Raw genomic sequence first — 21,980 nt, forward strand, 5'->3', positions numbered from 1 at the left:
GTTGTTGCAGGCCCGCACTTTATTGCGGCCGAGCACAGGTCGTGAGTTGTCGCTTTATTGATACCTGCTGAAACTAAGCACTTGGCAGGCAGACGCAATTACAGCGTGCAGTGATCGGCCCGCTTTCACGCCAGCCACAGCCTGAACTGCTCCTTGCAGTAATCCACGAACAACTGCGCAGGCTTGGTCAGCTGCGCACGTTTGAGCCAGGCGGCCACCAGTGCCGAACCGGTCACGTCTTCGGCGATATCCACGCACACCAGTGGCTGGCCGTCATAGCTGATGGTGGAACGTGGCCGCGTCACCAGCAGTGCGAAACCGAAACCCTGGCCGACCATGCCGCGCACCATCTCGATAGAGGGCGAGCCGAACACGATGTTCGGGTTCAGGCCCAGTTCCTCGAAAATGCTCACGAAATAGGTACGGCTGGGTTGCACGTCCAGCAGGATCATCGGCTCAAGTACCAGGTCGCGCAGCGAGACCTGGGCTTGACCGGCGAAGCGATGGCCAGCAGGCAGCAGGGCGTAGGGCCTTTGCGGCGCGGTCAGCGGCTCGGTTTCGATGGTGCTGTCCAGGTCATGCTGGTAGAAGATCGCCAGGTCGAAGCGGCCGGCCGTCAGCCCCTGTACCAGCTCTTGCTGCTCGCCATCGCGCAGGCGAATTTCCACGCCCGGAAAGCGTTGGCGAAACCCGGCGATCAGCCGCGGCAGATAGAGTGGGGCGACGGTTTCGAAACAGCCGATGTCGATCTGCCCACTCACCACGTCGTTGTCCGCCAGGGCGTTCTGCTCGAACTCATGGGCCATGCGCAGCAGTTCCTGAGCCTTGCGGTAGAACCGCGCACCGCCCGGGGTCAGTGAAACCCCCTGGGCATGATGCCGAATCAGCAACTGTACGCCGAACCCGTCTTCGAGCCCCTTGATGGCCGTGGATATCGATGGCTGTGCGATGTACAGCTTGCGCGAGGCCTCGGCCACGCTGCCGCATTCGACCGTGGTGACGAAATATCTAAGCTGACGCAGGGTATAGGACGCCACGCAAACACCTCAGGTTGTAGTTTTTGCCTACCTTACCGCGTGCTGGCCTTGCGTGCCCCGCAGGTTGCAGCGGATTTTGCGGGGCACAGAGCATATTTTTCCTTCGCTGGCGGGTACGCGGCCCCTGACCATTGATCGGCTGGCTGGCACCTACCACCTCCAGGGGCCTCGAAAAACTGCAGGGCCCGCATTTGTCGGACCACGACCTGAGGTGACCGCCATGGCTATCGATCCACGCCCGCAGGATGACCCCCTGTGGAAGGACCCGCTCAACGACCCCCGACGCGAACACGACCCGGTGACTGACCCGAACGTGCGTGGCGACGACGATCGCCGCGAACACCCTAACGACGTCGAGGGCATTCCCGACACCAACCCGGCAGTGCCCGAACCTGACGAGCCGACGCCACTGTCGGATGAACGACGCTGAACCTGTACCGGAGGACGCCAAGCATGATTCATGACCCGCGCAACCGCGAGCCCGTTGCTGAAGACCAGCCACAACCGCTGCCGCAAACCTGGAAACGCCCGGACGATGGCAAGAGCCTGCCTGAACGCGATGTGGAGGTGCCGTTGCAGGATGCCGGACGCCCGGACGAAGGAGGGCAGGAGCAGAGCAATACACCCGAACCTCACAAGGAAAACCCCTACAGCCCTGACTTCAAGCCACAACGTGAGGGCAAGCCGCGCACTGATGCCGATATCGATACCGATGGTGGCTAGCACGCGATTTTGTGCTGCGATGATTTTAACGAACCGTTGAAAATTAAACTTTATGTTGATATTTTCTCGGTTCGTTTTTTCTTGTGGTGCGCTCGATGGCCCTCGATACAACCCCTGAACGCCAGCTGGTGCTGGGCGTACTGCACGCAACGGTGCAGATGCTTGGCACTGTGCTGGGACGCACCACCGAGGTGGTCCTGCACGACCTGACCCGGCCGGAACATTCGGTGATTGCCATTGCCAACGGGCATGTCAGTGGGCGTCAGATCGGCAGCCCGGTACTGGCCGGGCCTCGTGAAGACCAGGGGTTCAATGCGGTGCTACAGGCCCTGCGCGACAAGGGCAGCCATACCCCGGTGGTGGTGGGCAACTACCCGAGCCTGGGCCGCGACGGCAAGACCCTGCGCAGTGCCACTGCGGTGTTCCGCGACGCCTTGGGCGAGCCCTATGCCAGCCTGTGCGTGAACACCGACTTCAGTGGCATCGCCGCCGCCCAGGCGTGCCTGGAACAGCTGCTGCCCGGCACCGGGGCAGCCCCCGGCGAGCCCACCGAGAACCAACCCGACCTCGAGCAGTTGATGGCGCAGATCATTGATGCGGCCCTGCACGACGCACGCAGCCAGGGCCGGCGTATCGCCAAGGCGCAGAAGCTCGAGGCGGTGCGCCAGATGCACGATGGCGGACTGTTCATCGTCAAGGGCGCCGTCGAGAAAGCTGCCGCCGCACTCGGGGTGACACGCTACACCATCTACAACTACCTCGATGAAATCCGCAACCGCTGAGCAAGCGTTGAAATTCAATCGATCGTCGAACTGGCCTGACCTGGAGCCTGGTATGTCCCTGCATCTCGAAACCCCTTTGGTACCTTCGCGCCCGCTCAGCCTGGCCAGCGGCCAGGACGTGTGGCTCAAGCTCGACGCCCTGCAGCCCTGTGGCTCGTTCAAGCTGCGTGGCGTGGGCCTGGCTTGCCAGGCCTATGCAAGGCAAGGCAAGCGCCGCTTCGTGTCCTCGTCGGGGGGCAACGCCGGTATTGCGGTGGCCTATGCGGGCCGCTGCCTGGGCTTGCCGGTGACCGTGGTGGTGCCGCAAACCACCACCGAGCGCGCCAGGCAGCTGATTCGCCAGGAGGACGCCGAGGTCATCGTGCACGGCAGCGCCTGGCACGAGGCCAATGCCTATGCGCAATCGCTGCTCACCGACGACGCGGCCTTCATCCACCCCTTCGACGATCCGCTGCTATGGCAAGGCCATGCCAGCCTGATCGACGAGGTGGTCATCAGTGGGTTCAAGCCCGATGCGATCGTGCTCTCGGTGGGCGGGGGCGGCCTGTTGGCCGGGGTGTGCGAGGGGTTGGCACGTAACGACTGGGCTGACGTGCCGGTATTTGCCGTGGAGACCGACGGCGCCGCCTCGCTGGCTGCCGCGATGGCCAGCAAGGCCCCGACGGCCCTGCCCGCAGTGACCAGCGTGGCGACCTCGCTGGGGGCCAAGCAGGTATGCCAGCAGGCCTTCGAACTCAGCCAGCAACGGCCGATTCACAGCCATGTGGTGACTGACGCTCAGGCGCTGGATGCCTGCGAACGTTTTCTGCTCGACCACCGTATCCTGGTGGAGCCGGCCTGTGGTGCAGCGCTGGCGCTGGCCTATGCACCGAGTGAGGCACTCAAGGCATATCAGTCGGTGCTGGTGGTGGTGTGCGGCGGGGTGACGGCCACCCACGAACAGATCCGCGAGTGGCGCGCCAGTTGCTGAAGCGGGTCAGTCCGACGCCAGCTCGAATACCTGCCAGCGTACCGAACTGACGCCTTTCTCAAGGCTCACCCGGCTGGCCAGGTGCTCGAGCTGCGAGGGCGCCTGCGGGTCGCCCATCAACTCGGCCCGCACCTCCAGCTTGGCCGGGTTGGGCAGGTCTTCACTGTGCAGCGATTGCAGGCGCAGGCCGCTGCTGCCAAAGCTATGCAGCATCAGGCTGCGTACCTGGATCTCGTCTTCGGCGCGGCATACGATGCGCACCTCGTAACGCTGCTCGGCCTCGCTGGCCGGTAACACATCCTGCTGGTTCAGCCGCTGGGCGATGTCACGCAGCAGGATGTTGGCGCATAGCACCATCAGGCTGCCCAGGCTCGCCTCAAGCAGTAACCCCAGGCTGCACAGCACACCGACGGCGGCGGTACACCACAGCGTGGCAGCGGTGTTCAGGCCGCGCACGTTCATGCCGTCGCGCATGATCACGCCGCCGCCCAGAAAACCGATGCCCGACACCACATAGGCCGCCACCCGCGAAGCGTCGGCCGGGAGCATGCCCGGTACGGCCTGGGTCACCAGCACGAACAGGCAGGCGCCGGTGCTCACCAGCGCATTGGTGCGCAGCCCGGTGAGGCGCTGACGCAGTTGACGTTCAGCGCCGATCAGCGCCCCCAGTACCAGCGCGACAGCCACGCGCAGCAAGAATACTTTCCAATCCATGAACCACCTCAAGGCACCGGCAGACAGCCGGCGTCAGCGCACTTGTGCGCGTAAAGATTTCGGGGATGGCAACGGGTACGAGCAGCCGACACACCTCGTCACGATGAGGGGCGTCAAGCGGGGAGGGGAAATGAAGATGCGTCATCCCGCCAGGGATGCGGATCGCCACTGACCACCGTGTTCGGCGAGCAGTGGCAGAAGGGTCTGCTGGACTAGCTCGCCGGCTGTACCTGTCGCAATCGACTAGGGCAACTGTCCAATGCAGGACTCCTGTGCAGGCTTGCAAAAATGCGGGCGAGAACGTAACGCCATGGTGCGAGCCGGTCAAGGCTTTTGTTGCAAGTGAATGAGTGTGCCAGCCTGGGCAGAGGGTTCAGCACGCGTAACTTTCACTCGATGTGCCCAGTGTTGCCATACACGTTTCATGCCTTGCAACTGGCAATATTACCAGTCTGAAAACACAGGTGCTCAGCATGAACTTGTTTAACTAGCAACTTGACCGGGAGGGCAGTGATCTTACACTCTGAATGCCACGCTGCCAGATAAAGGGCATCCTCATGAACCTCCATTTTTCGCGCACCCTTATTGCTTTCACGCTTTTCGTGATAATGATTGTGCTCTCGCTGGTCATCATCCTTTTCATGAATAAGTCCACAACGCCTCCTCCTGCACCACAGGGTATTTCAGTGTTGCATTTGTACAAGAAAAACAGCGGGGGATGCACTATCCAGATGACCGTCGGCATGCATCGCTTTGCCAACAATGATTGCGACAATGACGAGATGTATAACTTCGCCGTTGAAAACCCTCGGGATGGCGTAAGGTTCGGCATTTACAATGCCGGGCACTGCAATTCGGATGAGTCCTATTCGCACTATAAAATCGTCAATCCGATCTATGGTCAGATGACTGCAAAAATAAGTGTTTCAAAGGCCCATTATGTCGCTATTGGCCAGGAGGTAACCCGGGGCATCATCTCCGAGGGCTTCAAGGATGGGAAGCTGGAGGGCAAGGTGTCCTGCGTCTATGTATCAGCCGATGGATAAAGCACACTCCCGGCAACCCGTTCCACTCAACCGCAGGAAGCGACATCATGGCCCACGTTACAGACACTGCAGTTGCAACCTTGAGTTATTTTCTGATCGAGGCAGATGCGTTCAGAGGACAACAGAATGCCAAAGCACATCTGTTCGCGAATGGTCGTCAAAAATCAAAAGTGATCATAACCTTACAAGCCCGTAACTCGTATGGCGAAGTGGTACTGTTACCAGTTGGCGGCCTCGAGATAATTCCGTATACCACCGCGCCCGGGGGGTGGGTTTCTGGGACGCAGCCGCCCGAAACCGGGATACTGCCTTATGATGAAGGCACCGTCAGAAGTGGCAAGACTTCAAAAAAAAAACATACTGACAGCAATGACTATCAGACCTTTGTACGCTACCTGCATTTGGACCCCAGTGTTGATGCGCGCACGGTGTTCAAGTTTGCAGCCAGGATCAGAGTGCAAAGCAGAGTCTGGACGACCAACAATCTTGATGTCCCGTATGGTGGCCAAGGCGAAGGAGGGCGTTTCAATAGCAGCGTTCAGATAGAGGCTGTAGAACCAACGCAATACAGGGTAGGGCACGGGTTGGTCGTATCCAGGCCTGTGGTGGTGTTCCAGGGCGCCTCCTCAGAGGCCGGAGGGCGTGCGGCACGTGTCGAAAATACCTACGTTACATTGCAGAACCCACGAACCGCCAATGTCGTGAAGATCCACAGCATGCAACAACCCGCCTATGGATCGTCGCTCCACTTGAACAAGGCAACCTGCATCGGAGCCCCCAACAGCACGGCATCGACCCCCACGATCGTGGGCTCAACCGAAATGATGATGGCCTACTACGACCTTCTCAGCCCCCTGAGATCACCGCGTGACGCAATCTGTATTGCGGTGGGCATGATCGCCTACTTCAACGTCGTTCTGAAGAGACTCCAGCAAAGCTACACCTACGGCATGGATGTCTATGGCAACCGCTTCGATCTGTCGGTGCACCTGCATTCCGAAGACCCGAATGCAAGCAACCAGGCACCCTGGGGGTATACCTTGACCGTTGAAGGGGTGCCTCCCCGATCATTCGAGGCGCTTGCATCTTCGCGAGCTGCGCCACCATTGGGGAGTTGGCTGTCGCAGATACGCATGAGACTAGGCTCGCCAACGGGACACCTTTACCCGAATCTGCGCCAGCAGGTGGAAGTTGTAGTGGAAATACAGCCACGCACCAATCAGGACGTCTCCCAGCAAGAGCTCGACAGCGTGTGCCTGCTGCTACGCAACGATGACGGTACCTACACTGCGCTGCAGTGCGAGGATAACGGGCAAGCCCAATGGTTCTACAGGACGGTACGCAACGCCTACGACTACTACCCAGCCACGTCAGCACAGGCCAGCGCGCATGCAGTTTCAGAGGGCGAAGCACTTGCCGTCTACACCCGCCGGTTCTACGTGCATTCCCGTGCCCTTGCGGGCACCAATGTCACCCTTTGGGCGGGCATCACCCGCATACAGGGCGCTGAAGAGTACTTCTACGTCACGGACGGCAGCGAAACCAGTTTCGACGAGCACGTCGATATCAGCACAAAGCCCATCCCTGTGTTCGGCCTTGACGACTACAGCTTTGAGCGGGAACTGATAGGCGGTGAGGGAAATTCCGATCTTTTCATCTGGGAATATGTGCTGAGCACCTGGGTGGCCTTGCGTGCCGTGGAACCTACGGGTTTCGGGATGATCCAGTGGGCCGTGCGTTCGCCCAGTGACACCCGGGCCTCCCACGTCGGCTACGCCGCCCCGGGCCACAGCGAGGTGTCCTACAACCCTCTGATCGAGCTGGGCGACGACTTCAGGCCAGTGCCCAGCGTGTCAAGGATACGCCCGCAGAGCGTCGTTGTGGTACTTCAGGGGGGCAACAACATACCGTTTCATAGCCAGTCCTCCCGAGAGCAAGGTGGCCCGCGCCCGCTGTTGTTCGTTGACGCGTATGGCAACGACCACACCTTGATGATCCATTACGCCGATACCTCTGCGTCCGGCTCACGCAGCCTGCGGCTGTCGCTGGCAACGGGTGCCGAAAGCCGGAGCGCCACGGATGACGAGGCCTGACGACGTTACCCGGCGCCTGCGCGCCGGCGCGCTCTACACCCAGGCGAGTAATTTTCTGAGCCATGTAAGCACCGGCGTGGACCCCAGAACCAGCCAGTTCACGCTGGCTTGCGAGCTGCCGGCACTGCACGCCAACCACCTTGCCGGGCCGGTCATTCAACCTGCGCTGCATTTCAGCCCACTGGGCTCGCACACCGACAGCGGGTATGGCCTCGGCTGGACGCTCGGGTTGTCCATGCTTGATTTCAATACCGGTCAGCTACGGATCAATTCGGGCGACACGTTCAAGTTCGATAGCGACCGTTCGGATTTGAGCAAGGGCGGGCAACTGGTGTTCGAAGACCAGAAGCTGTGTTCGTTCAAGGTGTTCACCGTTGACGACAGGGCTCGCTGCTTTCGCATCGACTACAAGGATGGCGTCTGCGAGTACCTCGAGGTCCAGGACAACAGCGGCATGGCCATGCTCAAGCAGATCGTTTCTGCCCAGGGGCGCCGCGCGTACCTTGAATGGCTTGCAGGCAGTGGCCCCTACCTGCTGTGGACCATCCGCGACGAGCAGCGTCTGTTGCTGGACGTCCAGCATGATAGGGATGAAACCCGCTTCGTGATGTTTCCGGGTTCTGACAGCACCACAGTCGTCACGCTGCTGCGAAGTGACCGGCTCAATGAGCTGATCCTGCCTGATGGCGGCAACCGCTGGGCCTTCACCTATTGGCAGGATCCGCAAAGCCGATTGCTGTTCCCGAGCAAGGTGCTGGGGCCGCTGGGCAGCACGGACGAAGTCGATTACGCCACGGGGAACAATGGGCTTCGGCTGCCACAGGGCGCGCCGCTGACCGCTTTGCCCAGGGTGTCCACGCATCGGCACGACCCCGGTGCGGCCCAGCCGGTGGCCTACACCACCTACGCCCTGATCGGCTCGAACAACTGCTTTGGCTACGGGGGTGTCTCGGCAGGTGAATGGGCTGACGGCAAGGACAACCTCTATCTTCTGCCACATTATGACTATGGATGCCTGCAAACCCTGCACGACGAACAGGGGCGCAAGGTGCAAAGTGTCGAATACACCTGGAATCACTATCACCTGCAGACGCAGAAGTTGACCGTGCGCGGCGAGTGCAGGGTTTGCCAGCAGAGCGTGTACGCAGACGACCCTGCAGTGGGTTGGGACGACCAGCCGGCCTGGTGTCAGCTGCCGATTGCCCGCATTACCCGCTATGAAACCGGCAACCGGTTCAGGGAGGAACGCGACACGTGCGAATACGATGCCTATGGCAATGTACTGAACCAGCGATTCGCCGATGGGCGCAGCGAAAGCCGCGAATACTATCCGCTGGGTGGCGCGCAGGGCTGCCCGGATGACGGGGGAAGGTTCGTGCGCTGGCTCAAGCGCTTCACCACTACTGCCCCGGCACCCGATGCACGGTCAGCGGGTCATGTGGCGCACACCGACTATGCCTACGTCAGGCTGCACAAGCGCCAGGCAGAGGATCGACAGCACCTGGTGCTGGACAGCGAAGTGGCTCGGGAAGCGATTGATAGCGGGGAAGTTGAAACGGCCAGAATCCTGCAGCGTGTCGAGCAGGCAGCAGACAGCCCGTTCCATGGCCTACCGATATCCAGTGTAACGCTCTACAACGGCTACGCCGCCACCACGAATTTCCTGCGCACCTTCGAAGGCCCGTTGCTGTGCGAAACCCAGCAACGGATCAGCCATGACCACCTGGTAATCAGCTCATCGACCCTGCGCCACGTGCTGACGGGCCTGACCATCGAAGAACGCAACGAACACGGTACCGTGACCCGTTTTGACCACGACGCACTGGGCCGCACCATACGCCGCATAGAAAGCGCGAACACGCCGTATGCGACCAGCACCCGCTGTACCTACCAATTGGTTGGCCTGCAGCGTGATCGAACGGTGTACGTCGAGCAGACCGACAGCAACGGCCAGCGCCTGCGTGTGGAGCTGGATGGTCAGGGACGCCCGGTGCGCGAACTGCTCGAGTTTCTGGACAGCCCCGGTGCCCCCCTGCGTGAAGTGCGCCGAGTGACCTACGACGTACAGGGCAATGTCACCAGTGAGACCTCGCAGGACTGGGCGGCCGCCCAGAACACCCCGTTTTGTAGCAGTACGGTGCTCACCGCCTACGATGACTGGGGCTCCGTATGCCGGGTGCAGCATGCAGACGGCACGGTGGACCATACAAAGCATGACCCCATCCAGCGTACCCAAGTGTCCTGGCAACAGAGCGCCACCGGGGAGCAAGGGCCTCGCACCACGCTGTACCTGAATGCAAGCGGCAGTGTCGAACGTGTGGAGCTGCATGAGCCTGGGGGTGGCCCGTTGTTGCGCCGGGAGCGCTGGACACTCGATGCGCTTCAGCGTCCGGTAGCCCATACGATAGAAACGCCCGATGGCGAGCAGCGCACCACGTCCACCGTCTACGACCGTGACGGCCGGGTCGCGCAGCGTACCCTGCAAGACCACAGCCGCGTGAAATGGCGCTTCGCACCCCACAGCGATGGCGATGCCATAGCAACCCTTTCACTATGCACCGCAACCCGCGAGACGTTGCTGCTCAAGCAGACATTCGATGGCCTGGATCGCCCCCTGACGCGCGATTGCGGCGGGCAGCAGGAAACCCTGGCGTATGTGCCGGGGCAGATTCCTCCCGAAGCACTCACACGCTCCAACGGCAGTGTCACGCACTTCGGCTATGAACCCGAGCTGGATTATCAGCTCAAGCGCATCGCGCGGCCGAGCGAAAACAGTGAAAGTACCTTCACCTACAGCCCGCCCCACGGTCGCCTTACCCGGGCCACCGACGGGCTGGGGCAGATAGATTGGGATTTCACCGCCTCGGGTGTGACCAGTGCCGAGCACTGGCACCATGCAGGACAGCCCCATACCTGCGGCTGGCAGTATTCGTTGAACGGTCGCGTGCTGTCGTTTGCCGATGTACACGGCCAGATGACTTACTGCACCTACGATGCCGTGGGGCGTATCAGTGGCCAGCACTGCGGCCCGCTGGCCTTGCAACTGGGCTACGACGCATTCGGTCGGTTGGCGCAGACCCTCACCACCGACGGCCAGCACGGCCAGTCCCAGCAGCAGACCCTGACCTACGACCTCCTGGGCCGTGGGTGCACCCGAACATGGGTGTGCCATGGTATCTCGGGTATGCAGCGCTTTCGCCAGCGCTTGAGCTGGACCCAGCAGGATCAGGTGGCGACACGCACGTGGGAATCGCTGGAGGCGGAGCAGGCTAACTTGTTGAGCGAAGAGCACTACCGCTACGACGTGCGCAATCGCCTGGTCGAAGCCACCACGCAAGGGCCTCATCTGGTCACCGACCCCCGCACCGGGCAGCGCATTCGTCGCCAGACGTTCTGTTTCAATGCGCTCGACGGTTATGAACAGATCGACACCGAGTACGAGAATGGTCAATGCAACCACATGAGGTTCGCCTACGACAGCGATGTGGCTGCAGATCGTCCGGTTCAGATCACCCACAGCTGGCCGCAGGCTCTGATCATCGACCTTGAATACGACGCCGCTGGTCAACTGACAAGGGAGCGGCATGACGGACAACTGTGGCGGGCATTGTCCTGGGACAGCCAGGGGCACCTGACGCGCCGGGAGGACGGCACCAGTACCTGCGACTATGCGTATGACCCGCTGGGCCGTCTGATCGAGACCCGCGTCAATGGCACCACGAGCCACCGTTTTTATGACGGCCAGCGTATGGTCAACGAGCAGAGCGACCAGGGCTGGTTGACCTTGATGCGTGCCGGCAGCACCGTGTTCGCCCAGACCCTGCTGAGCCAGGCGGTACGCACGGTTATGATCAGCGCCAGCGATGGGCAAGGCAGCGTGCAGATTGAAACCGGCGACAGCAATTGCTTTGTGGGTTACAGCGCACATGGCCTGGACAACGGCACCGCGCAAAGCCGGGTGGGCTACGCCGGTGAAGTGCGCGAAACCGACAGTCTGTTGTACATGCCCGGCAGCAACCGCCCTTACGACCCGTGCCTGTTCATGTTCCTCAGCCCCGACAGTGCAAGCCCCGATGGTGCGGGCGGCTTGAACCGCTATGCGTATTGCAGCGGCGACCCGGTCAACCGCGTTGACCCGGATGGGCATGCGTGGTGGAACTGGGTAGTGGCTGGTATCGGGCTGGTGATGGGGGCGATTGCAGTGGTCGTGACTGCCGGCACCGCAGCGCCTGCGGTAGGTGCGGCGTACACAGCTTTGCTCGGTGCCGGTGCGAGTACTGCAGGTGCTGCGGCAGGCGCTGTCGCGGCAGTGGCCACCACATCCATTGCAGGAGCCGTATCGGTGGCAGCGGTAGCGGTGGAAGCCATTGCCCTGGGTAGCGGAGCTGCGTCGATGGCGCTTGAGGCCAGTGGCAACGAAAAGGCTGCGGGCATTCTGGGCTGGATATCGTTCGGAACAGGCCTGGCTTCGTTAGGTATGTCGATTGGGTCGTCTGCGCCAAAAGTTGCCGCGAAGGCCAATCGCCTAGTGGGTGGCCTGCGCAATGGTCAACTGCTGAAAAGAAGCGCTTCGAAGTTTTCCAGCCTGCCGACTGTGACCACGCAACCCCTGAGTTCGGCACCGAAGGCGGCCTGGAAAAGCTTTTCGACGGGGCAGGATAAAATCATCTTCGGTAGCAACCGCCCCGTTGCAGGAAAAAACTTCAATACGCCCCTGAATTATTTCCGCCGTAGAACGAGTGTGAATGCCGTTCCACGGGAGATCTTGATTTTTTCGGGCTCTCACGGCGCACCCGATGGAGCCAACTGGGCCAGTAATGGCATCCGCAGATCAACCTTGATCAATTCAGATTTTTTCCTATCGGATACGGCGACCCATGGTGGCGCAGTGGGAGGAAGAGTGAGGGTAGTCGACCTCAAGGGAATGACGGAGGTGGAGTTTGGCCGCTACCTGAACAATAACGACAGCCATGTGATTCTCGGCTTTTGCTTTGGAATAAATGATCAGGCATTGAGGTTCTACAAGAACCTGGCACCGGTGACGAGTTACGTACCGTAGGGTATTGGGTATGGAAAACTAGGTACGTAACGGCAAGTAGGGCAACAGGCGTTGGGTTTCACTGCGCACCACCGCATAGCATTCACAACTCAGTCGTTCCAGCTGCGGCCGATCGAGCACCTTGATGTGCCCGCGGCTGTACTCGATCACCCCCAGGCGCTGCAACTTGCCGGCCGCATCGGTGACGCCTTCGCGGCGCACGCCCAGCATGTTGGCGATCAGCTCCTGGGTCATGTTCAGCTCGTTACCGGTCAGGCGGTCCAGCGACAGCAGCAGCCAGCGGCACAACTGCTGATCGATCGAGTGGTGGCGATTGCACACGGCGGTCTGTGCCATCTGGGTGATCAGCGACTGGGTGTAGCGCAACATCAGCAGCAACAGCTCGCCATGGCGGTCGAACTCGTCCTTGAGCCGCTGGCCCGGCAAGCGCCAGGCAAGCCCGGCACTTTGCACCACGGCACGGTTGGAGGTGCTTTCGCCGCCCATGAACACCGCAATGCCCACCAGCCCCTCATTGCCCACCACGCAGATCTCCGCCGAGGCGCCGTTTTCCATGACATACAGCAGCGAAACGATGGCATCGGTGGGAAAGTACACATGCGTTAGCCTGTCGCCCGGCTCGTAGATCACCTTGCCCAGCGGCAAGGCAACCTGCTCAAGGTGCGGCAGCAGCCGCTCGCGTACCGGGTCGGGCAGGGCGGCGAGCAGATGGTTCTGCCCGCTGGCTGGATCATGGGACATGTGGCCGGCATCCATAGGGTAAGGCCCTAGGGTACTCCCTTTAGCAAAGGTAACGTCGCGGTTGCCGATGCAGCGCACAGCAAGGTGACCTGATGCTCGGCGCCATCATCGACCAGCGACAGGCTTGTGCCGTCGATCACCCCGCCATCCAGGCTCAGCACCTGTACGGCCTGTGTGCCCCGGTGCACATCGATGTGATAAACGCTGGCGCCATACCGGTACTGCAGGCTGAAGCCCGACCATTCTGGCGGCAGAAGCGGTTGCAGCAGCAGGGTGTTGCCCTGGCGCTCCACCCCCAGCAGCGATTCGACGATCAGCCGGTACATCCATCCGGCCGCACCGGTGTACCAGCTCCAGCCGCCGCGCCCGGCATGGGGCGCCACACCGTAGACATCCGCCGCCATCACGTAGGGCTCCACCTTGTAGGTGTCGATGCGGGTGGCATGGCCCTGGCTCTGGGGGCTGATCATGCGCATCAGTTCCCAGGCGCGGGCGCCGTCGCCCAGGCGGGCGAACGCCATGCTCGCCCACACGGCGGCGTGGGTGTACTGGCCCCCGTTTTCACGAACCCCCGGTACATAGCCCTTGATGTAGCCGGGGTCGAGCGTGCCCTTGTCGAACGGCGGGTCCAGCAGCAGCACGATGCCGATATCACGCCGCACCAGGTGGCGGTCCAGCGACGCCATGGCACTGCGGCAGTGATCCAGGGGCGCGGCGCCCGACAGCACCGACCAGCTCTGGGCGATGGAGTCGATGCGGCACTCCTGGTTGCTGGTCGACCCCAGGGGCTGGCCATTGTCGAAGTACGCACGCCGGTACCAGGCGCCGTCCCAGGCATGGGCCTGCAGGTTGCTGCGCAGCCGCCGCGCCTGCTCGCCGCAGCGCTGGGCAAAGCGGGCATCGCCATGCAACTGCGCCATTTCGGCGAACCGACGCAGCACCTCGTGGGCGAAAAAGCCCAGCCATACGCTTTCGCCTATGCCGTGCTCGCCCACCTTGTTCATGCCGTCGTTCCAGTCGCCGCTGCCCATCAACGGCAAGCCGTGGGCCCCGACGCAAAGGCCGTGCTCCAGCGCGCGCTGGCAATGCTGGTAGAGGGGCTCTTGCAGGGGCGAATGACCGGGCAGGTCGTAGTAGGACTCCTCGCCGTTGTTGAGTGCGCGACCGTCCAGATAGCCGACGGGCTCGTTCAGCACCGCAGTGTCACCAGTGATCTGCACATAGCGGCTGGTGGCCAGGGCCAGCCAGAGCATGTCGTCGCTGCAACGTGTTCGCACGCCGCGATCCATCGGCGGGTGCCACCAGTGCTGCACGTCGCCCTGCACGTACTGGTGGCGGGCACACAGCAGCAGGTGGGCGCGGCTGCTGGCAGGGTCGGCGTGCACCATGGCCATGCTGTCCTGCAACTGGTCCCTGAAGCCAAATGCACCGCCGGACTGGTAATAGCCGCTGCGGGCATGGAAGCGACAGGCAATCACCTGGTACATCAGCCAGCCGTTGACCAGCACGTCCAGCGCAGGCTCAGGGGTGTGGATGCGCAGGCTGCCCAGGGTGGTGCGCCAGTGCTGCGTGACCCGCGCCAGTTCGACGTTGGCGGCGCGTACGCCGCGGTACTGCTGCACCCGCCGGGTGGCGGCCTTGGCATCCTGCTCGGCGCCCAGGCGGAACACCACTTCGCGGCTTTCACCAGGCGCCAGCTCGACGCTCACCTGCAGCGCACCACAGGGGTCCATGCCGCCGCCGAGGCGCCCCGAAAGGCGCGCCCGGCGCAGGGCTGCCGGGTCGGCCAGGGTACCGTTGCGCCCCAGAAACTCGACCCGGTCGCCACTGAGGCCGGCCTGGGGCCAGTCGCAGTCCAGAAACCCCACGCGCCCCGAGAATTCGATGGAGTAGGCGTTGCGCGCAAACAGTGCGCCACTGAACGGGTCGGCTTCGGTGACGACGTGCATGGCCGACTTGCTGCGCAAGTCCCCCAGCACCCATTCCACGTAGCAGGTCGCTGACAGGCGTCGCGCACGATCGCCGGTGTTGCGCAGCACCAGGCGCGAGAATTTGACCGGCGCATCCAGCGCCACGAACACCCACAGCTCACTGTGTATGGCGTCCTGCACATGCTCGAACACGCTGTAGCCAAAGCCGTGGCGGGTTCGGTAGGCGCCGCTGCCCGGGCAGGGCGCCGGGGTCGGCGACCAGACCTGCCCGGAATCTTCGTCGCGCAGGTACAGCACTTCGCCGCCGGGGTCGCTGACCGGGTCATTGTGCCAGGGGCTCAAACGGTACTCGTGGGCGTTTTCGTACCAGCTGTAGGCACCGCCGGTTTCCGAGACGATGCTGCCGAACCCGGGGTTGGCCAGCACGTTGACCCAGGGCGCCGGGGTCGGCTGGCCCGGGCGATGATTGATGATGTATTCGCTGCCGTCGGCGCTGAAGCCGCCGTAGGCGTTGCCCAGCGTGGGCGCCATGGCCAGCGGCTGCAGCGTGTAGCCGGCACTCTGCGGCCCTTGCAGCAAACTCGGCGTGAACGGCGCCAGGGCCGGCTCGATGCGCCGCCGGTGGACCTGCTCGGCCAGGCTGCCATGGCTGTCGTTGAGTATCAGGCGTGCCACCGAGCGCATCAGCGTGCGATCTTCGCTGGACAGCTGCTGCGCAGGACGCACGAAGATGCCGCCCGGGCGGTCCAGCAGGGCCGCTTCGACCCCGGAGGTCACCAGGCCCATGATCAGGTCCTGCAGTTGCTGGCGGTAGCCGGCCTGGTCTTCGTTCCAGATCACCAGGTCCACCACCAGGCCTTTCTGGCGCCAGTAGGCATGGGCCTGGACCATCTGCTGCACCAGCTCGATGTTGGCCGGGTCGGCGATCTGCACCAGCACGATGGGCAGGTCGCCGGAGATCGCCTGGCCCCACAGCCCCGACTGGCTGCGCCGGTTGCTGGCCAGCACGGCGCTTTCGGCGCGCAATGCAGGGTTGGCATACAGCACCGAGGCCGCCATCTGCTCGAACAGCCTGGCATCGGCCATCGAGGTGTTGAGCTGGCGCAACAGCACCTGGCTGTGGGTCCAGGCCAGGTCGAACACCCGGTCGGCCAGGTGCCGGTCGCGGTATTTGTCGATCAGGTGCAGGCAGGCCTCGCGGCTGTCGGCCACCCCGGTGACCAGGTCGATGGTGGCGCTCTGGCCAGGCTCCAGGCTGATACGGCAGCGGATGGCCACGACCGGGTCGAGCACCGCACCGGCAGTGCCGGACAGCTGCTCGCAGGTGTCCGTCAGCGCGGCCGGCGCCTGCAGGGTGCGGCCGCGGCCGATGAAGCGGGCACGGTCGGTTTCGTAGGAGATCTGCTCGATGTCCGCCCCGTGGGCTGCCAGCAGGTGGCACATCCACGGCACGGCTTCGTCACTGGCACGCGGACGCCGGCTGCACAGGATCGCCTGCAGCGGTCGCACCAGCTCGGTTTGCACGAACAGCTTGCTGAACGCCGGGTGCAGCGCATCGCTGATGGCCGAGGCCAGCACCACTTCGGCGTAGCTGGTCAGCTCCAGGGTGCGCCGGGTACGGGCGCGGTTGGTCAGGTGCAGGCGACGCAGCTCGATATCGTCCTCGGGGGACACCACGATCTCGGTGTGGCAGTCGAAGTTGAACTCGCGCACGCGAAACTCGGCGCGGGCATCGGTGAACACGGTTTCCTGGCTGTGCGCGCGATGCTGGGTGGGCTGGTAGGTCGTGGACCAGAAATGCCCGCTGGCCACGTCGCGCAGGTAACAGAAGGTGCCAAGGCTGTCGCTGGCGATGTCTTCGCGCCAGCGCGTCACCGCCATGTCGTTGCAGCGGCTGTAGCCGCCACCGGCATTGCTGACCATGACGTGGTAGCGCCCGTTGGACAGCAGTTGCACGGCCGGCCGACGACGGTCCGGGTCGGTGAACACGCGCAGCTTGGTTTCATTGCCCTGGCTGGCATCGTCGACGGTAGGCGCCTGGGCTGCATGCAGGTATTGCGTGGCGCGTTTGGGCACGCGCTCCTGCAGCAGCAGGGCACAGGCCTGGAAGGCCGGCTCGGCGGCAAAGCGCCGCTGCATGGGCTGGCCCAGCAGCAGCGAGGTCAGGGCCAGCAGGCTCATGCCCTGGTGGTGTGCCATGAACGAGCGCACCACGGCGGCATCGGTGCCAGGGGGCAGGCGTGCCGGGGTGTAGTCGACCGCCTCGTACAGCCCGAACCGCCCGGCCACCCCCTGCCTGGCCAGGCGCCGCAGGTTGTGGCAGGCGGCCGCGGGCGCGACCATCAGTGCCAGGGCACTGGCGTAGGGCGCGACCACGTTGTCCTCGCCCAGGCCACGCTTGAGGCCCAGCCCCGGCACGCCGAAGGCGCGGTACTGGTAGTTCAAGTGCGCATCGACGGTGTTGTAGCCGGACTCCGAAACGCCCCAGGGCGTGCCCAGCTGGCTGGCATGCTCGATCTGGCGGGTGACGGCCGCGTGGCAGGTCTGGTCGAGCAGTGTGCCTTCGTAGCTGGGCATCACCAGCATCGGCATCAGGTACTCGAACATCGAGCCGGACCACGACAGCAGCACCGGCACCCCGGCATTGCTGGTCAGCAGGCGCCCCAGGGCAAACCAGCTTTCCTGCGGCACCTGGCCCTGGGCGACGACCACGAAACTGGTCAGGCGAACTTCGGACGCCAGCAGGTCGTAGAAGGCGCTGTCCAGGCGTCGCTCATCGACGTTGTAGCCGATTACGAACAACTCGCGGCGGGCATCGTAGAGAAAGCCGAAGTCCATGTCGGCCATGGCCTCGACGCGCTGGGCAAGCTGCGCCGCCTGCTGCATGCGCTGGCGGGCCAGGGCCTGTACCTGCAGCACCTGCGGGCGATCGGCAGCGCACCACTGCTCGGCGTCCAGCCGCGCCAGGTCGCGCCAGCAACCGGTCGGCGGCCGCGTGCCCGGTTCGTTGGTGGCAGGCAGGGCAAAACGCAGCAGTTCGTCGCGCTGCTCGGTGCACTGACGTTGCAGGCTGTCGAACCAGAAGCGCGCGTCCGGATCGTCGGCGGGCGCCGGCAGGTCGAGTGCGTCCTGCAGCAGCTGCGCCAGATCGTGTGGCTGAGGTGCCAGCAGACGCCGGCATAACGCCTGTACCTCGGTGGCGGGCAGGCCGGCATTGGTCAGGGCCTGGCCGAAGACTTCCAGGGTATCGAGCAACCCCTGGGCCTGGCGCGGGTCATCCAGCGGTGTGTCGGCCAGGCCCAGCAGGCCGGGCTTCAAGGTCAGCAGCAGACCGGCGAGATTGCCGCTGTCCACCGTGGAGACGTACAGCGGTGGCAGGGGTTTCAGGGTGAGGGTGTCGTACCAGTTGTAGAAGTGGCGCTGGTGACGCTCCAGCCCGTCCATGCTGTCGAGCATGGACTGCAGGCGCTCGAGCAGCCGCCCGCCGCCCAGGTAGCCAAAATCGTGGGCGGCCAGGTGGGCCAGCAAGGCCATGCCCATGTTGGTGGGCGAGGTGCGGTGGGCAATGCGGGCAACCGGCAGTTCCTGCACGTTGTCGGGGGGCAGCCAGTGGTCGTCGGGGCCGACGTATTGCTCGAAAAACGCCCATGTCTGGCGCGCAAGGTTGCGCAGAAAGCGCAGGTCTTCGGCAGTGGGGTCGAAGTGCGCGCGCGGGGAGGGGCGGCTGATCCACCAGGCCAGTGCCGGGCTGGCCAGCCATGCCAGCAGCAAGGGCGCCGCCAGGGCCAGGGTCATGGGGCTGGGCAGCAGGCACAGGCCCACGACCAGGGCCAGTAGCGGGGCGCTGCACATGCTGCGGTACAGAGCCCCCAGGCGATTGACACTGGTGCGTTCGACTTCCCGTGACGGGCTCCATTGCAACAGGCGCTGCTTGCTGACCAGCATGCGCCACAGCGTGCGCACGATGGCGTCAAGGCTGTAGTAGACCTCGTACGGCAGCCAGGCCAGGTGCAGGCCGGCGCGCGCGAAATGCAGGGCGCAGCCGCGCAGCGCTGCCCACAGGTGCTGCGCAAGGGGTACGTCGACAGGCTTGCGCAGCATCTCCAGCAGGGTGCCGAGCACCGCGTGGGTCAATACCAGCAACAGCGCGGCAAGGGTCCACAGCCCGGGCCGGCCCGAGGCCAGCCAGCCCCACAGCAACAGGCACAGCAATGCACCGGGCTCCAGGCTGCGGCGCAGGTTGTCGAACAGCTTCCAGCGGGCCAGGGCATCCAGCCGGTTGCGCGCATAGGTGCCGCCAGCGGTGGGCGCCCAGGGCAGCACCCACGGCAGCAGTTGCCAGTCCCCGCGAATCCAGCGGTGGCGGCGCTTGACGTCGGCGCTGTAGCGGGCCGGGTACTCTTCGAACACCTGAACATCGCTGAGCAACCCGCTGCGGGCGTAGCAGCCCTCGATCAGGTCGTGGCTGAGGATGCGGTTGTCCGGCAGGCAGCCTTGCAGCGCCTGCTCGAACGCATCCACGTCGTAGATACCCTTGCCGATGAACGAGCCTTGTTCGAACAGGTCCTGGTACACGTCCGACACTGCGCGGGTGTACGGGTCGACGCCGGCGTCGCTGCCGAACAGTCGCGCATACAGCGAGCGCGCCGCGCTGGGCAGGCTGATGCCGACCCGCGGTTGCAGGATGGCGTAGCCGCTGCCGGCCTGGGCGCGGTTGAGCGGGTGCTGCATGGCCCCGACGAACTGGCGGGCCGCATTGCGCGGCAGCTGGGTGTCGGTGTCCAGGGTGATGACGTAACGTACCGCCTCCAGCACCTGGACATCCCCCACCTGCAACATGAAGCGCCCCTCACCGTGCCCGCGCAGCAGTGCATTGAGATCGGCCAGCTTGCCGCGCTTGCGTTCCACGCCCATCCACACCTGCTCGGCGGGGTTCCAGCGCCGCGGACGGTGCAGCAGCACGAAGCGCGCATCGTTCGGGTACTTGTGGTTCAGGCCCTCGATCAGGCTGGCGGCCAGGGCCATCAGCGCGGCGTCTTCAGGCAGGGTTTCGCTGGGCGCATCGAGAAAATCGGTCAGCAGGGCAAAGTGCAGGTACTCGTCACGATTGGCCAGAAAGCGCACTTCCAGCCCCTCTGCCAACTCCTCGATATCGGCGGCATTGGCCATCAGCGTGGGCACCACCACCAAAGTACGCGCCTCAGCGGGCAGGCCCTCGCTGAAATCCAGGCGCGGCAGCAGGCGGGGCGTCACGCTCAGGGTCACCAGCCAGTTGACCAGGTCGATGGCCAGGCGGCTGGTCATCACCAGCGTGGGCAGGGCCAGCGCAAGCAGCACTGCCAGTGGCCAGCCATCGCGCAGCGTGGTGTACAGCAGCGGTGCGCTCAGGCCCAGCGTGAGCAGCGCCACCGGGCCGAGGAAGAACGTGAGTGGCGCGCGATGCAGCAGGCGCCGCCAACGCTCGCCCAGCGCCACGCCGGCGTGCACGCGGCGCTCGAGCTGCGCTCGCCCGGCGCCGACCAGGTAGAACCCCACATGGGTGGTGGCGCTGGCGTGTGGCAGCGGGCTGGGCGCACCGGCGGCCAGTTCGACGGCGGCGCGGGCGATTGCCGCCTGCGACTGTGCGCTGTGCCGGGACAGGCGCTCGATGACATGCCGGTAATGATCGCGGCTGGCGAAGTCCATGGCTGGGTAGATGCCGGCAGGATCGCTGCGCAGCATCCGTTCGACGTGGCTCATGTGCTCGACGAATTCGCGCCAGTCGCTGGTGGCGAGCAGGCGCAGGCTGGCAATGCTGTTGCTGACCGAGACCTGGTCGGCTGCCTGCTGCTGGGCATCGAGCTGCACCTGACGCTCGATGCTCAGGCCGGATTCGGCGAGCATCTGCTCCACCCAGGTCAGCGGCTGGATCAGCGCGGCGCTCTGGCCTTGCAGGCGGCGTGCGAGCTCGGCGACGAAGGCGGCGGTCATCGGCGGCTGCGAGCGCGCCATGTCGGCCAGCACCAGCACCACGCTCTTGGCGTCGCGCCCGGCGGTCTCGCGCAGGCGGTCGGCCCAGTCGTTGGCCAGGTTGCGGTCGGCCCAGCTGGCCATGACCCGCGAGGCGACCCGGCGCAGGTTTTCGATCAGCGCCAGGCGCAGCATGATCGGAATGGCCCACAGCTCGCCCAGCGCCAGGGAGGTGACGCTCTGGTAGGCCTCGACGAAGTGGCTCAGGCTGTCCACGTCGACGCGTCCATCGCCATGGGCGATGGTTTCCAGGGCGATGTCATACACCCGCGGCAGCCCGCTGGACACGCCGTTGGCCAGGCGTGGCAGCTCGCGGCTGTAGCCTTTGGGCAGGTGGGTCTTGGCGATGCGGATGTGTTCTTCGACCAGGTAGTAGTTGTCCAGCAGCCATTCGGCCGCCGGCGTGACCCGTCGCGCGGTGGGCTGTTCGGCGATCAGCACCGCGCAGCTGCTGGCCAGGGTCCGTTCGTTGTCGGCCAGCCGTGCCAGCAGGGTGTCCTTGCCGCTGCGGGGGCTGAGGGCGTGGTGCTGGGCCAGAAAGGTGCCGTGGGCGGCCATCTGCTCGGCGCTGAACAGTTCGGAGCGCAGGATGGCTTCGTATTCGAACTTGCGGGGTGTGGTGCGCCAAAGGCCTGCGTTGCGCAGGCTGGCGCGTGCACGGCTCCAGTAATTATCCATAAAGGCCTGTAGGTGCTCGCGTCGCGGGGTCTGGCCCCCAGTGTGGCGACGCATGGCGCAGGCGTCTGTTCGCTAGCGAACACAGTGGGCTTTGTGCCCTGCAACCGGTAGGTGCTGGCCATGCCAGCGAAGGGGGCAGCGCGCACCTTGCGGCAACGGCGTTGGTGCCTTCGCCGGCAAGGCCGGCTCCTACATGG

At 64.0% G+C, this 21,980-nt stretch carries 11 protein-coding genes; 7 read left to right on the forward strand and 4 right to left on the reverse strand.

Annotation, left to right across the window (positions count from 1 at the left end; all coding sequences use genetic code 11):
• Positions 1–125: 125 nt before the first annotated feature.
• Positions 126–1,037, reverse strand: a complete 912-nt coding sequence (locus tag CR917_RS13380; RefSeq protein WP_043862783.1) for a LysR substrate-binding domain-containing protein — start codon at positions 1,035–1,037, stop codon at positions 126–128.
• 220 nt (positions 1,038–1,257) lie between these two features.
• Here CR917_RS13380 and CR917_RS13385 point away from each other — a divergent pair, with 220 nt between their 5' ends.
• The 4 genes from CR917_RS13385 (at position 1,258) to CR917_RS13400 (ending at position 3,512) form a co-directional block, all read left to right on the forward strand.
• Positions 1,258–1,467: a hypothetical protein gene (locus tag CR917_RS13385; RefSeq protein ID WP_104572457.1), complete on the forward strand. Its 210-nt coding sequence runs from the start codon at positions 1,258–1,260 to the stop codon at positions 1,465–1,467.
• A 23-nt stretch (positions 1,468–1,490) separates the two neighbouring features.
• Complete coding sequence (locus tag CR917_RS13390) at positions 1,491–1,760, forward strand: hypothetical protein (RefSeq protein WP_104572458.1); 270 nt, start codon at positions 1,491–1,493, stop codon at positions 1,758–1,760.
• A 95-nt stretch (positions 1,761–1,855) separates the two neighbouring features.
• On the forward strand, positions 1,856–2,542 hold the full coding sequence (locus CR917_RS13395) for a transcriptional regulator (protein ID WP_054914513.1): 687 nt from the start codon (positions 1,856–1,858) through the stop codon (positions 2,540–2,542).
• 52 nt (positions 2,543–2,594) lie between these two features.
• On the forward strand, positions 2,595–3,512 hold the full coding sequence (locus CR917_RS13400) for a pyridoxal-phosphate dependent enzyme (RefSeq protein ID WP_054914512.1): 918 nt from the start codon (positions 2,595–2,597) through the stop codon (positions 3,510–3,512).
• Positions 3,513–3,518: 6 nt separating this feature from the next.
• On the opposite strand, the gene CR917_RS13405 is transcribed toward CR917_RS13400, so the two are convergent.
• Complete coding sequence (locus CR917_RS13405; RefSeq protein WP_043862787.1) at positions 3,519–4,226, reverse strand: MgtC/SapB family protein; 708 nt, start codon at positions 4,224–4,226, stop codon at positions 3,519–3,521.
• Positions 4,227–4,783: 557 nt separating this feature from the next.
• Between CR917_RS13405 and CR917_RS13410 the strand changes: the two genes are divergently transcribed.
• The 3 genes from CR917_RS13410 to CR917_RS13420 are packed head-to-tail and all read left to right on the forward strand — an operon-like array spanning position 4,784 to position 12,424.
• Positions 4,784–5,272 (forward strand): hypothetical protein, encoded by a 489-nt coding sequence (locus CR917_RS13410; protein ID WP_146095014.1) that lies wholly within the window; start codon positions 4,784–4,786, stop codon positions 5,270–5,272.
• A 47-nt stretch (positions 5,273–5,319) separates the two neighbouring features.
• Positions 5,320–7,365 carry a hypothetical protein gene (locus CR917_RS13415; protein ID WP_104572459.1) on the forward strand — a complete coding sequence of 682 codons (2,046 nt, stop codon included), beginning with the start codon at positions 5,320–5,322 and terminating at the stop codon, positions 7,363–7,365.
• Positions 7,352–12,424, forward strand: coding sequence for an RHS repeat-associated core domain-containing protein (locus CR917_RS13420; protein ID WP_104572460.1), 5,073 nt, complete (start codon positions 7,352–7,354; stop codon positions 12,422–12,424). Before CR917_RS13415 ends, CR917_RS13420 begins: the two co-directional genes overlap by 14 nt.
• An 18-nt stretch (positions 12,425–12,442) precedes the next feature.
• Here CR917_RS13420 and CR917_RS13425 read toward each other — a convergent pair whose 3' ends face one another.
• Both CR917_RS13425 and CR917_RS13430 read right to left on the reverse strand, forming a co-directional pair.
• A complete protein-coding gene (locus CR917_RS13425; protein ID WP_043862791.1) occupies positions 12,443–13,165 on the reverse strand; it encodes a Crp/Fnr family transcriptional regulator in 723 nt (240 codons plus the stop codon).
• Positions 13,166–13,191: 26 nt separating this feature from the next.
• Positions 13,192–21,783 carry a glycoside hydrolase family 94 protein gene (locus tag CR917_RS13430; protein ID WP_104572461.1) on the reverse strand — a complete coding sequence of 2,864 codons (8,592 nt, stop codon included), beginning with the start codon at positions 21,781–21,783 and terminating at the stop codon, positions 13,192–13,194.
• Positions 21,784–21,980: the final 197 nt, after the last annotated feature.

Origin of the sequence: Pseudomonas sp. BRM28 (assembly GCF_002939405.1) — a bacterium.
Taxonomy (GTDB): Bacteria; Pseudomonadota; Gammaproteobacteria; order Pseudomonadales; family Pseudomonadaceae; genus Aquipseudomonas; species Aquipseudomonas palmensis.

Coding starts and splice junctions, on each gene's coding strand:
- CR917_RS13385 (WP_104572457.1), top strand. CDS start 1,258: ATGGCTATCGATCCACGCCCGCAGGATGACCCCCTGTGGAAGGACCCG.
- CR917_RS13390 (WP_104572458.1), top strand. CDS start 1,491: ATGATTCATGACCCGCGCAACCGCGAGCCCGTTGCTGAAGACCAGCCA.
- CR917_RS13395 (WP_054914513.1), top strand. CDS start 1,856: ATGGCCCTCGATACAACCCCTGAACGCCAGCTGGTGCTGGGCGTACTG.
- CR917_RS13400 (WP_054914512.1), top strand. CDS start 2,595: ATGTCCCTGCATCTCGAAACCCCTTTGGTACCTTCGCGCCCGCTCAGC.
- CR917_RS13405 (WP_043862787.1), bottom strand. CDS start 4,226: ATGGATTGGAAAGTATTCTTGCTGCGCGTGGCTGTCGCGCTGGTACTG.
- CR917_RS13410 (WP_146095014.1), top strand. CDS start 4,784: ATGAACCTCCATTTTTCGCGCACCCTTATTGCTTTCACGCTTTTCGTG.
- CR917_RS13415 (WP_104572459.1), top strand. CDS start 5,320: ATGGCCCACGTTACAGACACTGCAGTTGCAACCTTGAGTTATTTTCTG.
- CR917_RS13420 (WP_104572460.1), top strand. CDS start 7,352: ATGACGAGGCCTGACGACGTTACCCGGCGCCTGCGCGCCGGCGCGCTC.
- CR917_RS13425 (WP_043862791.1), bottom strand. CDS start 13,165: ATGTCCCATGATCCAGCCAGCGGGCAGAACCATCTGCTCGCCGCCCTG.
- CR917_RS13430 (WP_104572461.1), bottom strand. CDS start 21,783: ATGGATAATTACTGGAGCCGTGCACGCGCCAGCCTGCGCAACGCAGGC.